Origin of the sequence: Helicobacter sp., assembly GCF_014799995.1 — a bacterium.
GTDB lineage: Bacteria > Campylobacterota > Campylobacteria > Campylobacterales > Helicobacteraceae > Helicobacter_D.
Map to the genome: position 1 here is coordinate 42,733 of NZ_JAAVGY010000040.1, position 12,981 is coordinate 55,713.

The following is a 12,981-nucleotide window of genomic DNA, read 5'->3' on the forward strand; positions in this document are numbered from 1 at the left end:
GTTACTCCTTGTTTAAAATAATTGTAATTGCTTCGCTTGCAAGACGCAACCCAAAGCTAGCCGTTACCCCGCTAAAACTTCCAAGCTCCTTGCATTTTGGCTCTTCTGGGCTAAAAGCCACCATAAAATTTCCTTTGAAATTTTGTTTTTTTAGCCCCTCACGAAATTTTCTAGCAAACTTATCCCCATAGCTTTTCCAAATAGGTGCAAATTGGATTTGTGAGGGGTCTAGCTTTTTGGCACTTCCCATAGAGGAGAGCAAAAGGGGTTTGATAGAATCAGAATCCTCTGATTTGCTTGCGATTTTGAGTGCAAGTGCGATTTTAGCCTCTATATCATCAATTGCATCAAGTACAATATCATAAGGGCTAAAGTCAAAGGTATCTATAAAAGCTTGCGTAACTTTAGAATCTATCGCAATCACTCCTTTGTAGGTATCAGCCAAGACTTCAACTTTTTTGCGTCCAACCCCATTAAATGAGCCAATTTGGCGGTTTTGATTGCTTGGTTCAAAACAATCATAATCTACAATGCAGATTTCACCGATTCCTGTGCGGTATAGACAGTCTAGCGCGAATCCCCCCACTCCACCTACGCCGAGTATTAAAACTTTGGCATTTTGGAGTTTAGAGAAACCCTCTTCTTTGAATAAGGGCAGAGTTCTAGCGAAACGTTTTTGATTTATCAAGCCAATCCCCCATTCTCCAAGTTTGCATTCACCCAATTTTCTAAGGTGCGCAAGCGATTCCTCGCAGTGAAATCCAAAGTAATAGGAGTGATAGAGACATAACCATTTTTTGTCGCTTCAAAGTCAGAAGTTTCATTGTTTTCGCGCTCATTCCAAGCAAGTGGATGAAGCCCAAGCCAATAATATTCCTCTCCACGTGGATTGCGATGCACATGCGCGTCATTGCCATAAGTTCGGATTCCAAGCTCTGTGATTTTAAAGCCCTTGCAGTCTTTGGGCGGAAGTTGCGGAATATTGACATTTAAAAATTCGCGTGCCTGTAAGGGATAGGCGTTTTCTAGGATTGCTTTTGCTAATTTGTAAATGCTTTGTTTTGCTAGAGCAAAATCAAATCCAAAATGATTTTTATCCCGCAAGACTTGTGAGATAGCAATAGAGGGAATCCCGTGCAATACACCCTCCATTGCCGCGCTTGCTGTGCCAGAATAGCTAATGTCCTCGCCCATATTAGAGCCGATATTAATGCCACTAACGATTAAATCGGGCATAAATCCCTCTTGATAGAGCGCATTTAGGGCTAGGTAAATGCAATCTGTGGGGCTGCCGTCTTCTAGTTTATAAAAGTCATCTTCTAGCTTTACGAATCGCAAAGGACGCGTCAAAGTCATTCCGTGCCCGCAGGCAGATTTTTCGCTTGCAGGCGCGACAATCATTAAGTGCCCTAGTGTGCTTAGAGATTCTTTTAATGCCAAAAGACCGGGCGATTGGTAGCCATCGTCATTGGTAAGTAAAATGCGTTTCACCTTATCCCTTTAAAAAGTAAAGTAATCACTCAAAAGCTCGTTTAAAATTTTGTTTGCTCTAGGATTTAAGCCCTTGAATTGTTCTAAAATAGAATCCGCCAAGCTTTTTGCTTCTTTCTTTGCGTTTTCTAGCCCCAATAAATTGACATAGCTATTTTTCGTGCTGTCTTGATGTGTAGGTTTGCCAGCTTCTTGGCTGCTTTGTGTCGCGTCAATCATATCATCTCGGATTTGAAAAAACAATCCCAAATCCAATCCTAATTGGTAAAGAGCCTTGCGGGTTTTCTTGTCGCATTCTGCAAGGATTCCACCCATTTGCAAGCTTGCTGCAATGAGTTTAGCTGTTTTGTTTAAATGGATAAATTTTAGTTTCTTTAGCGGAAGTTGTTGGTTTTCAAAATAGCAATCTAACGCCTGCCCTAGCACCATACCATAGATTCCCCCATTATAACTTAAGCATTGAATCAACTTAACTTTGGTTTTTGGTTTTAATTTTGCCTTAGTTATCAGATAAAATGCCTGTGTGTTAAGCCCATCGCCTACTAAAATCGCGCCCACTTCATCGTATTTTGTATGGAGTGTTTGGCAGCCCCTGCGCAAGGAGGCGTTATCCATTGCAGGTAAATCATCGTGAATGAGCGAATAAGTATGCAGAATCTCTAAGGCAAGTGCAGGAGCGAATGATTTTTCTAACATTCTAGGTTTATAGCTTGCGACAATGCTTAGCAGCAGTTTAGGACGGAATCTCTTGCCGCCATTTTGCACCATTTCCCATAGCGCAGCCTCAAAGTAGGGGTGAAAGCTAGCAACTTTTGGGGCTTGTTTGATGAGGTAATGCTCAAATCTATCAAAAACTAAAGGTAGAGAGTTCATTTAAGAGTCCTTGCATTAGGCTGTCTTGTGTCGTTTGCGGACGCGATTTTTGATTGACATTGATAAAGAATTGGAAATCATCACGTGAAATCAGCCATTGTTGCGTTTTGTCTGGATATTGACCGAGCAAATGGATAATTGCATCATAGCCCTTAGGAACAGTGTGCTGATTGACGCGTAAAACCTTGTCCCCAACTCTTAAACGTTCAAATCCGTCTTTGGCGTAAGGCGCAACAGAGGTAACCACAAAGTCGCTATTGACTTCAATCCCAACGCGCCCTAAGAAATCTTCTTTTAAGAGCATTCCGCCGCGTCTCCTATCCACGCGCACTTGCAGTTCTATAATAGCACCATTTCGTGATACACGTACAGGCACGATTTCTCCCTCTTTTAAATCAAATACGACACGATTAAAATGCGCTACATTGGGAATCGCTTCGCCATTAACCATCATAATAATGTCGCCATACCTAAAGGGATTGGCAGTGAAAAAGGGGTCAATGAGATTTACTTCTACTCTATCGTTGTTGTTTTGAAAGACACGCACGCCAATATCGCCATAATAAATGGAATCACTCTGAATAAAACGTTCTAGGTAAGCCTTTTCAATAAACGCATTTTTGCCGATTCCGATTCCATAAATATGGTCGCAAATCGTGCTAATAAGGCTGTTTTGAAATGTTGGAGTGTTGAGTGTCGCAAAATCAATTGGGCTTTGCATTCGTGTTTGGATTTTGCCACTTACGCCCTCTGTCGGGAGGATACTTGCCATTTCATCTTCTAGGATTTCTTGATTAATGGAGCGCAAGGAAATTGGCAATAATTTGCCTTTGGATTCTAATAAATACATTCCTACAAAAGGGTCGTGTTTGAGGATTTTATAGCCTTTGGGTGTGGATTGTGGAGAATAGACGAAGAGAGCGACTTTTGAGGGTATTAAAGTTTCGGATTCTTTTATGGAATCCCCTAGAGGTTTGATAGCGATTCCATAAGTATTGCCCACGCGCTCCATTGAGAGATTCGCCTTTTGTCTGCAAGCCTCAAAATCATAAGCAAAAAGCGACAAACTAAAAAATATGATTCCACACCCAATCCAACAGAGCTTTTTAAATTTCGTTAAACCAAACATTACATCCCCTTAAATGGAAAATCTCCTAAATTGCCCAACATACCCATTGCCATATTTTTGCGGTTTGCTTCTATGCTTTTAGAGACATCATTAAACGCGCTCATAAGCAAAATTTGTAAAGATTCCTTATCTTCTAGTAAAGAATCATCAATGTTAATGTCAATGACTTCTCCCTCGCCATTGGCACTGATACTTACTAATCCCCCACCGCTTTTGGCATTGAATGTCAAGTTTTTGTTCTCTTCTTGTGCTTCTTTTAATTTTTCTTGTAAGCTACCAAGTGTCTTGGCAAGCTCTTGTGGGTCAAACATTTTTTAGCTCCTTTTTAACCGTAATGATTTGATTTTTTTCATCTACTAGCACAACTTTTGGTGCGTAATGTAAGAGCTCTTCTTGGCTATATTGCGCATAAGCCATAATGATAATTTTGTCCCCTACTTGCACTTTACGTGCTGCTGCGCCATTTAAACAGATTTCGCCCTTTTTGCCCTCTATCACATAAGTAGAAAACCGCTCTCCGTTATTGATATTGACAATATCTACTTTTTGTCCCTCTCTAAGCGCGGCAGCTTTGATGAGTTCAATGTCAATCGTGATAGAACCTACATAGTTTAGGTTGGCATCACTCACGCTTGCGCGGTGGATTTTGCTGTATAACATAGTTAAATTCAATCTAGGTATCCTTAAAAAGTTTTAGAATTTAAATCTTTGTAAATTTTAAGAATTTTAACACATTTTACGCAAAATAAAACTTCCTCGCCAAGAATTTTGGATTCTTATAAATCTAAAAGTGTATAAAGTGGGGCAACTTTGCGTAAATTTTCTGCGCCTTTTAGAGATTCAAGATTTAAGATAAAGCAAGCCTCTACGCAGTTTGCTCCTGCTTGTTGGATAAGATTGACTGCGGCGATTGCAGTGCCACCTGTGGCAATCAAATCATCTACCAAAAGCACATTTGGAGTTGGTTTGTTAGAGTTTTTAAACGCGTCAATATGGATTTCAATTTCACTAAATCCATATTCTAAAGAATATTTTTCGGAAATGGTTGTATGGGGGAGTTTGCCTTTTTTGCGAATGGGGACAAATCCGACACCGAGTGCAAAAGCGAGAGCAGCACCAAAGATGAAGCCGCGACTTTCAATTCCAGCGATAAAATCAATGCTTAAAGATTCGTAATGTGCTTTAAGGTGAGAAATAGTAAGTGCAAAAGCCTGTGAATTGTTCAAAAGTGTTGTAATGTCATAAAACAAGATTCCTTGTTGTGGATAATCTGGAATCGTGCGAATGGAGTCAAGCAGAAATGTTTTTTGTTCTTGGCTTAGTTGATTTGTTGGCATATTTTTCCTTAAACTCAAAATTTGCGGAATCTTAACGCGTTTTGTGTGATTGTGTCAAGATTGTTGTTTTTTATTGGGCTAAAATTTGATAAAAAGTAGAAGTTTGCTACAATTTTAGGCAAAGATAGAAATTGTTTTTAAAGGCAGAATCAAAATGCAAAAGATAAAACATTCTAAAATTCTTTTGATGATTGGTTTAGGGGTGTGTTTAGTCGGGTTAGAACTTTTTGCCTTTGCGACACCTCCGATTAACCGACAAGCCATTGTGAAGCATATTTTCGCTCCTACACTCTTTAGCGTGTATAGCAAGGATTATGGTATGCTTTATTGCCAACTTTATGGTATTGCAGGTGTGAGCAAGAGCTTCAAAAACGACACTTGCGAAGTGGATAAAAGAGCGGTAAAAGAAATGCGTCATTTTGCGATGCAATACACGCGCAATAAGATTTTCCTAGAAGAGCAATATCGTCTAGGTTATAAAAGTGGTTGGTGTTTTTTGCAACGTGGGGGGAATCTCTTTAATGCCGAGCTCGTACGTGATGGTTATGCGGTCGTGCAGTATTTTGACATTACAGAATCTGCAGTCTTAGCAGATTTGGAAGTCTTAGAAAGTATTGCTAAAGCCGAGAAGCGCGGATTGTGGAAAGAGTGGGGCAAAGAAATGGAATGCCTCAAAAAAACCTTACAAGAAATTGCGAAAGAAACATTGAGTGAGTAGGGGCGTGGAATCCTTTATGGAGATAAATTATCAAAGAAATTCGCATAGTGGCTTCTTACAAGGACGCAGAAGAACTTTTGGTATAATGTAGGGCAGATTGAGAGAATCCCTATTAAAATGATTTAGGATTAAAATGCTTTTGACAAGTTTGTATATTATAGGAATCACTGCGGAGGGAATGAGTGGGGCATTGGCAGCGGGAAGGCATAATATGGATTGGTTTGGCGTGGTGTTTATTGCCTGTGTAACTGCCATTGGCGGAGGTTCAATCCGTGATGTGCTCTTTGGGCATTATCCACTGACTTGGGTAGCGCACCCAGAATACTTAGCACTTGTGTGTTTTGCGGCGATTTTGACGACAAAGATTCCTTATTTTGTCGCTAGATTTGAGCGAACCTTTTTGGTGCTAGACGCAATGGGGCTTGCAGTTTTTAGCGTGATTGGTGCGCGCGTGGGATTGGATTTGCATCCAAGCGGAGCAATGGCGGTAACAGGCGCAGTGATTACAGGCGTTTTTGGAGGCATTTTGCGGGATATTTTTTGTGCGCGGATTCCCTTAGTGTTTCAAAAAGAGCTTTACGCTAGTGTCTCTTTGCTTGTGGGTAGTTTGTATGTTCTTTGCGATTGGATTCATACGCAATATTTTGAGCTCAACGCGAATTTTATCCTTATTGCCTGCTTGTCTGTTGGCTTTATTGCGCGTTTGGTTGCAATTCGTTATCATCTTGGTTTGCCAACTTTTAAATATACTCCCAAATAATGAGATGATTTGTAGGTGAATCGCAAAGAATTTATAATCTTTTGGCGATGAAAAGAGTGCAGACATTAGCAGAAAATGCTTTGGTATAAAGAGGTGTAAATCCCGCTTCTTGTAATTCTGCGTTGAGTTTGTCGGCAGTTAAAAACTCTTCAATGGAATCAGGCAAATAACGATAGGCACGATAATTTTTAGAAACAAGTCCGCCGATGAAAGGCAAAATGTTTTTGGTATAAAATCCCATTAATTGCTCTGAAAATGAGGGATTCTCACATTTGGTAAATTCTAAAATAACCAAGATTCCGCCTTGTCTAATCACCCTTGCAAATTCTGCCAATGCGCCTTTTCTTTCTACTACATTGCGGATTCCATAGGCGATACTTAAAATATCTTTGCTCGCATTGTCTAAGGGAAGTTTGGTTGCCTCGCATTGCACAAATTCAACTTGAGGTAGTTTTTTGCGTGCGACATTGAGCATTCCCTCGCTTGGGTCAAGCCCTACAATGCTTTGGATTTGCACATTTTCTTTTTGAGCGTTTTTGTGCCAATGGTTTATCATATCTCCTGTGCCGCAGGCAACATCGGCAATTTGCAAGTTACCTAACGCCTCTTTGGGTAAATTAGCAAAAGCAAGTTTGCAGGCTTTTTGCCTCCAAGCAACGTCTATCCCGCAACTCATCACGCGATTAGCCAAATCATAACTTCCTGCAATGTCATCAAACATTGCAATGATTTCTTGTTGCTTGTTTTGCATTTAGGATTCCTTGCCACTCTCTTGCAAAGAGGCTTTTGCAAGTTTCAACCAAGCCTCTAGGCTTTCAATTTGTGTAAGGGTTGCTTGTGTGGAAGTGCCACCATAGGAATTTCGGCTATTCATAGACTTTTCCAAATCTAAACTTTGATGCGCACTTGGTGGAATGCTAGAATCCACACTGCATAATTCCTCTTGTGTCAATTCGCTCAAGTCTTTGCCTAAAGATTCTGCATAAGCGACTGCCTTGCCTGTGATATGGTGTGCCTCTCTGAAAGGAATCCCACAATTTTGCACCAAAAAGTCCGCAAGGTCTGTTGCGCTCAAATGCCCTCTCTTGCAAGCTTGTAGCATAGAATCTGTATGGATTGTCATCGTTTTGAGGGCATCATTAAGGATTCTTAGGCAAATCTCTAAAGTCTCAAAACTATCAAACACCCCCTCCTTGTCCTCTTGTGTGTCTTTATTGTAGGCGAGTGGCAAGCCTTTCATTACCACTAAGAGAGAGACGAGATTACCATAGACACGCCCGCTTTTACCGCGCAAAAGTTCGGGGACATCGGGATTCTTTTTCTGTGGCATAATGGAGCTTCCCGTAGAATACGCATCACTTAGAGTAATGAATCTAAATTCATAACTGCTCCAGAGCACGAGCTCCTCTGCGAGCCTTGAAATGTGCATTGCAATCATACTGCAATCATAGAGAAAATCTAGCGCGAAATCCCTATCACTCACGGAATCCGTTGCATTTAAAGTCGGGGAAAGGAATCCTAAAGACTTCGCACTAAAGAATCTATCTGTCTTATAAGGAGTACCTGCAAGCGCAGCTGCGCCTAAAGGACAAAAGTTATTGCGCTTAAAAGAGGATTCTAACCTCTCAAAATCCCGCATAAACATATTCACATAGGCGCACATTAGGAAGCCAAAATTAACGGGCTGTGCGTGTTGTAAATGAGTCATACCCGGCAAAATGGTGCGTGTGTGGTGCGTTGCGATTCCTAGCAATGTCTCCATTAACTCTAAGAGAAGTGTGCGAAGTGCGCGATTAGAATCTAGTACAAAAAGTCTAAAATCAAGCGCAACTTGGTCATTCCGACTACGTGCAGTGTGGAGCTTCTTGCCCACTTCGCCAATAATTTGTGTCAGACGTTTTTCTACCGCCATATGAATGTCCTCATCACTCAACACAAATGCAAACGCCCCTTGCTCTATTTCTGCTTTGACTTGCTCTAATCCTTTGCAAATTTTTTCAGCTTCTTCTGTGGTTAAGATTCCGCAGGTTGCGAGCATTTTAGCATGGACTTGTGAGCCTAAAATATCTTGTTTATAGAGTTTTTTATCAAAGGGCAAGGAGGCGTTAAATTGGTCTAAAATTTCCGCTGCACTTGCACTAAACCTCCCTCCCCAAAGTTTTTTGTTTTCCATTGTTTGCCTTTAGAAAGGTTTGAGAATTACCAAAATTGTAATTGCGATAATTGCGAGGGTTGGCACTTCATTATAGGCGCGGAAAAATTTGCCACTTTTAAAGCAGCGATTTTCTCTAAAAGCAATCAAAAAACGATACAAGCTATAATGATAAACCACTAAGAACACGATAATAAGAATCTTAGCGTGTAGCCAACCTCCTGTAAGCCAAGAGGGTTCTAATGCGATGAGCCATATACCAGAAATGAGAGTGCAAAGAATCGCGGGATAGCCGATGAATTTGAAGAGTTTTTCTTCTTGAACCTTGACGACTTCTACAAACCCAGCATTATCCAAATGCTCCGCGTGATACACATACAAGCGCGGGAGATAAAATAGCATCGCCATCCACGATACAAACGCCACAATATGAAAAATCTTCACATATAAGTAAGCCATAGATTGCCCTTTTTTAAGTTATAAAAGTCAAAATTGTAGCAAAACAGACTTAAAGTTGCGAGAAAAATTAATCATCTTTTTTGTATAATCCGCACAAAATTCTAAAATAAATAGTTTTCTATACTTAAATGAGGATTTGGCTTGCACGAGTTGTTTTTGAATCTTGATTTTGTTTTTATCAAAAATGCGATTCCGACTTTTATCAAGGCTTTGTGGCTCACATTGCACTTGTCGTTTTTTGGAATCGTGTTTTCTGTGATTTTGGGATTCTTGATTGCTTTGGTGCAATACTATAAACTGCGCTTTTTAACTACACTTACGCAAGGCTATATTGAGCTTTCACGCAATACTCCTTTGCTCATTCAGCTTTTCTTTTTGTATTATGGATTGACGCAAGTAGGATTGAGGTTAGAGGGTTATACTTGCGCGCTTTTGGGGGTTGTATTCTTGGGTGGAAGTTATATGGCGGAATCTTTTCGTGCGGGGTTGGAATCTGTTGGCAAGATTCAACTAGAATCGGGGCGGAGTTTGGGGCTTAATGAGTTACAACTCGTGCTTTTTGTCGTGTTGCCTCAAAGTCTAATGGTGAGCTTGCCTTACATTAGCGCAAATGCGATTTTCTTGCTCAAAGAAACTTCGGTAGTAAGCGCGATTGCGCTTGTAGATGTGTTGTATGTAACGAAGGATTTAATCGGTAGTTACTATAAAACCAATGAGACTTTATTGCTTCTCGTGCTTTGTTATTTGGTCGTGCTTTTGCCTTTGTCTGTGGCATTTTCGCTGCTAGAGCGACACTACAAGCGGTTTGTGTAGGGGGAAGATATGAGAAGCAGGCAAAGACAATCTGCAAAAAGCAAAAATAGCATTATGCAATCTGGTCTCAAAAGAAATCTAGGGCAGTTTTTTAGTCCTAAGATTCTTGTGGAACAATGCACTTCTTTGATACAAAACAAAAATGGGAGACTTTTAGAACCAAGTTGTGGGAATTTAGCTTTCAAAGAATGTTTGAAAGAAAATGCAGTTTTTATTGAGATTGATAAGAGTTTGATAGAGGATAAAAGAGTTCTAAATATGGATTTTTTTGATTATTCTATGGAAGAGAAATTTGACACAATTATAGGTAACCCACCTTATGTGGATAATAAGTTTTTAAACATTACTCATCAAACAAATATCAATGTAGAGGCAAATTTATATCTTTATTTTATTGAAAAATGCTTTCATCATTTAAAAGAGCGTGGCGAGTTGATTTTTATTGTCCCGCGAGATTTTATTAAGCTTACCTCTGCAAGATATACGAATCAGCTACTTTTAGATAATGGAACGATTACGCATTTTTTTGACTATGGTGATAAAAGACTCTTTCGTGAATCTTGTCCTAATGTCTGTATTTTTCGCTACGAAAAAGGTAATTTTTCTTACCAAACCCAAACTTTCAATGGCAAGAAGCATTTGTTAATTCAAGATGGTATTATTTCTTTTAGTCAAAGTCTCAAAGTAAAATCACTCGGAGAACTTTTTGATATAAAAGTAGGAGCAGTTAGTGGCAGAGATGAGGTTTTTATTAGTGAATGTGGAGAGGAGTTTGTCTGTTCGCAAACAGCAAAAACAGGCAAACTGAAAAAAATGATTTATGAGAGATATGATTTAGGGCTTGAAAAATATAAAGAAATTTTGCTAAATCGTGGCATTAAAAAGTTTAATGAGGAGAATTGGTGGGCTTGGGGGCGTTCGGTAAACTTTAGAGAAAATGAGCCTAGAATTTATGTGAATTGTAAAACAAGAAATAAAAAACCATTTTTCATTCATCAATGCAAAAAGTGGGACGGCTCTGTTTTGGCACTTTTCCCAAAGATTCCTTTAAATTTGGAGAGAGCAGCAGAGCAATTAAATACATTGAATTGGGAACAAATGGGATTTGTAACGGGTGGCAGATATATTTTTGCTCAAAAGTCCTTAAAAGAGGCAATGGTAGATGACGCAATATTTAGAAAACATCGTTGATTTTTTGAAAAATCACCCGCTTGTATTGAGTAACGAAAATGATGATGGCAGATTGGATTCTGCTACAAATGAAGAAATGATTTTAAAAAAATTGCTTGAAAAATTCAAAGAAATCAAAACTCCAAGCATTAGAGAATGGTATGATTTTAGAATCTGTGATAAAGAAGAGATTTTTGTCAATATTAAAATTTCAGATTTAAACAATGGCGCGGCGGATAACTGCTCATCAAAATTAGGTATGGGTTATGCTTTAAGCGGAGTTAGAAATATGCCTTTAGTGTGGGATAAATTTCATAGTATGCTAGTAGATGAATTAAAAATAGGCTATGATTATTACTTTTTGGTAATTAATAAAAACGACACGCAAGATTGCTTTTATACATCACTTAAAAGAATCCAAACGCTCGTGCCAAATGGTAATAATTTGCCTTTTCAATGCGATTGGTCTAAAAATAGAGAATTTTCAAATAGAACCGAAATAGAAGCTATGCGGTATATTTTGGATATTTATATAAAAAGTTGGGATAAAAAGGTTAAGAGATACCCTTTTACGCTAAAAGAAATGCTGGTGAATCATAGAATTTTGGAGACTGAATAAATAAAATATATAGGTATTTTGAATTAGGATAAATAATGGAATTACTCTTTTTGCCTCAAAATCTTTTAAGAATCGCACAAGGAGTGCTAACAACACTCCAGATTGCATTCATTGCGATTCTGTTTTCTTGCCTATTTGGCTTCATTTTGGGTTATGTGATGACTTTACGCTCTCGGATTTTGCGTAGCATTTGCAGGCTTTATTTGGAATCCATTCGCATTATTCCGATTCTCGCGTGGTTGTTTATCGTCTATTTTGGCTTTTCAAGTCTCATAAATCTAAGCGGGGTGAGTGCGTGTATCTTGGTTTTTAGCCTTTGGGGAATCGCAGAGATGGGGGATTTGGTGCGGGGGGCGATTTCAAGCCTACCTCCACATCAAGCGCAGAGTGCTAGGGCTTTGGGTTTGAGCGAGTTTGCGGTACAATATTATATTGTGTTTCCGCAGAGCTTCAAACGTCTTTTGCCTAGTCTCGTGAATCTCTTTACAAGAATGATAAAAACAACCTCTCTTGCGGCACTCATCGGAGTGAGTGATATGCTAAAAGTCGGGCAGCAAATCATTGAAGTGAATCTCATTGCTTATCCGACAGCAAGTTTTTGGGTCTATGGGGGAATCTTTATGATATACTTTGCCTTATGCTATCCTCTCTCGCTTTGGAGTAGAAATTTAGAAAAGAAATTAACTTAAATTTAAGGAAATCAATGAGCCATCAACCGATTCTTTTAAGGTTAGAAAATATCACTAAAAAATATGGAGAAAATCTCGTCTTGGATTCTGTGAGTTTGAATGTTACAAAGGGCGAAGTTTGTGCGATTTTGGGACCTAGTGGTTGCGGCAAAAGCACATTTTTGCGGTGTATTAATGGCTTGGAATCCATTCAAGGCGGCAAGATTTTTTTTAAAGACACACAAATTGGCGGAGAGAATATAAAGGTGCAATGGACAAAGATTCGGCAAAAAATTGGTATGGTGTTTCAAAACTACGAGCTTTTTCCACATTTAAGCGTGTTAGAAAACATTATTTTAGCACCGATGAAAGTAGAGAATCGCAAGAGAGAAGAGACGATTTCCCAAGCTCTTGGGCTACTCAAACGCGTAGGCTTGGAGCAAAAAAAGAATGTCTATCCCAAAGAATTAAGTGGAGGACAGAAACAACGCGTTGCGATTGTCCGTGCTCTTTGTATGAATCCAGAGATTATGCTTTTTGATGAGGTAACCGCTTCGCTAGATCCAGAAATGGTGAAAGAGGTGCTAGATGTGATTAAGGAGCTAGCAGGTGATGGAATGACAATGCTACTCGTAACCCACGAGATGAAATTTGCCCAAAATGTTGCAGATAGAATCGTGTTTTTTGACCATGGTAGAATCGCTGAAATTGCAAGTCCGCAAGAGTTTTTTAAGAATCCAAGCAGTGAGAGAGCCAAGAAGTTTTTGAGTGTTTTTGAGTTTTAGAGAGGAA

General features: G+C 39.3%; 17 protein-coding genes. 7 read left to right on the forward strand and 10 right to left on the reverse strand.

Annotated elements, in window-relative coordinates:
- Window position 1 precedes the first annotated feature (1 nt).
- The 7 genes from HDT10_RS05625 to apt all read right to left on the reverse strand — a co-directional run bounded on the left by HDT10_RS05625 (window position 2) and on the right by apt (window position 4,830).
- Window positions 2–685 carry a ThiF family adenylyltransferase gene (locus HDT10_RS05625; protein ID WP_290881211.1) on the reverse strand — a complete coding sequence of 228 codons (684 nt, stop codon included), beginning with the start codon at window positions 683–685 and terminating at the stop codon, window positions 2–4.
- Window positions 685–1,491, reverse strand: a complete 807-nt coding sequence (surE, locus tag HDT10_RS05630) for a 5'/3'-nucleotidase SurE (protein WP_290880962.1) — start codon at window positions 1,489–1,491, stop codon at window positions 685–687. The genes HDT10_RS05625 and surE overlap by 1 nt, the downstream gene beginning before the upstream one ends.
- A 9-nt stretch (window positions 1,492–1,500) precedes the next feature.
- Window positions 1,501–2,364 carry a polyprenyl synthetase family protein gene (locus HDT10_RS05635; RefSeq protein WP_290880964.1) on the reverse strand — a complete coding sequence of 288 codons (864 nt, stop codon included), beginning with the start codon at window positions 2,362–2,364 and terminating at the stop codon, window positions 1,501–1,503.
- Window positions 2,339–3,493 (reverse strand): PDZ domain-containing protein, encoded by a 1,155-nt coding sequence (locus HDT10_RS05640; protein ID WP_290880966.1) that lies wholly within the window; start codon window positions 3,491–3,493, stop codon window positions 2,339–2,341. The genes HDT10_RS05635 and HDT10_RS05640 overlap by 26 nt, the downstream gene beginning before the upstream one ends.
- Window positions 3,493–3,804, reverse strand: coding sequence for a YbaB/EbfC family nucleoid-associated protein (locus HDT10_RS05645; protein WP_290880969.1), 312 nt, complete (start codon window positions 3,802–3,804; stop codon window positions 3,493–3,495). The genes HDT10_RS05640 and HDT10_RS05645 overlap by 1 nt, the downstream gene beginning before the upstream one ends.
- Window positions 3,797–4,165, reverse strand: coding sequence for an aspartate 1-decarboxylase (gene panD, locus HDT10_RS05650; protein WP_290880972.1), 369 nt, complete (start codon window positions 4,163–4,165; stop codon window positions 3,797–3,799). The genes HDT10_RS05645 and panD overlap by 8 nt, the downstream gene beginning before the upstream one ends.
- 104 nt (window positions 4,166–4,269) lie before the next feature.
- On the reverse strand, window positions 4,270–4,830 hold the full coding sequence (gene apt, locus HDT10_RS05655; protein WP_290880975.1) for an adenine phosphoribosyltransferase: 561 nt from the start codon (window positions 4,828–4,830) through the stop codon (window positions 4,270–4,272).
- A 154-nt stretch (window positions 4,831–4,984) separates the two neighbouring features.
- Here apt and HDT10_RS05660 point away from each other — a divergent pair, with 154 nt between their 5' ends.
- The gene (locus HDT10_RS05660) at window positions 4,985–5,548 is read left to right on the forward strand and encodes a thermonuclease family protein (RefSeq protein WP_290880978.1); all 564 of its coding nucleotides are present in this window, start codon (window positions 4,985–4,987) and stop codon (window positions 5,546–5,548) included.
- Window positions 5,549–5,681: 133 nt separating this feature from the next.
- Entirely contained in the window at window positions 5,682–6,308 is a 627-nt protein-coding gene (locus tag HDT10_RS05665; RefSeq protein WP_290880980.1) for a trimeric intracellular cation channel family protein, read from the forward strand.
- A gap of 31 nt (window positions 6,309–6,339) precedes the next feature.
- Here HDT10_RS05665 and ubiE read toward each other — a convergent pair whose 3' ends face one another.
- Genes ubiE through hemJ form a run of 3 tightly spaced genes read right to left on the reverse strand, consistent with a single transcriptional unit; the run spans window position 6,340 to window position 8,919 of the window.
- On the reverse strand, window positions 6,340–7,059 hold the full coding sequence (gene ubiE / locus HDT10_RS05670; protein WP_290880982.1) for a bifunctional demethylmenaquinone methyltransferase/2-methoxy-6-polyprenyl-1,4-benzoquinol methylase UbiE: 720 nt from the start codon (window positions 7,057–7,059) through the stop codon (window positions 6,340–6,342).
- Complete coding sequence (gene argH / locus HDT10_RS05675) at window positions 7,060–8,481, reverse strand: argininosuccinate lyase (protein ID WP_290880985.1); 1,422 nt, start codon at window positions 8,479–8,481, stop codon at window positions 7,060–7,062.
- A gap of 9 nt (window positions 8,482–8,490) precedes the next feature.
- The gene (gene hemJ / locus HDT10_RS05680) at window positions 8,491–8,919 is read right to left on the reverse strand and encodes a protoporphyrinogen oxidase HemJ (RefSeq protein ID WP_290880988.1); all 429 of its coding nucleotides are present in this window, start codon (window positions 8,917–8,919) and stop codon (window positions 8,491–8,493) included.
- 141 nt (window positions 8,920–9,060) lie between these two features.
- Here hemJ and HDT10_RS05685 point away from each other — a divergent pair, with 141 nt between their 5' ends.
- The 5 genes from HDT10_RS05685 to HDT10_RS05705 are packed head-to-tail and all read left to right on the forward strand — an operon-like array spanning window position 9,061 to window position 12,974.
- Window positions 9,061–9,732 carry an amino acid ABC transporter permease gene (locus tag HDT10_RS05685; protein ID WP_290880991.1) on the forward strand — a complete coding sequence of 224 codons (672 nt, stop codon included), beginning with the start codon at window positions 9,061–9,063 and terminating at the stop codon, window positions 9,730–9,732.
- Window positions 9,733–9,741: 9 nt separating this feature from the next.
- Window positions 9,742–10,923, forward strand: a complete 1,182-nt coding sequence (locus HDT10_RS05690) for a class I SAM-dependent methyltransferase (protein ID WP_290880993.1) — start codon at window positions 9,742–9,744, stop codon at window positions 10,921–10,923.
- Window positions 10,895–11,521: a restriction endonuclease gene (locus HDT10_RS05695; protein WP_290880996.1), complete on the forward strand. Its 627-nt coding sequence runs from the start codon at window positions 10,895–10,897 to the stop codon at window positions 11,519–11,521. Before HDT10_RS05690 ends, HDT10_RS05695 begins: the two co-directional genes overlap by 29 nt.
- A gap of 35 nt (window positions 11,522–11,556) precedes the next feature.
- A complete protein-coding gene (locus HDT10_RS05700) occupies window positions 11,557–12,210 on the forward strand; it encodes an amino acid ABC transporter permease (RefSeq protein ID WP_290880998.1) in 654 nt (217 codons plus the stop codon).
- A 14-nt stretch (window positions 12,211–12,224) separates the two neighbouring features.
- Complete coding sequence (locus HDT10_RS05705) at window positions 12,225–12,974, forward strand: amino acid ABC transporter ATP-binding protein (protein ID WP_290880999.1); 750 nt, start codon at window positions 12,225–12,227, stop codon at window positions 12,972–12,974.
- Window positions 12,975–12,981 lie beyond the last annotated feature (7 nt).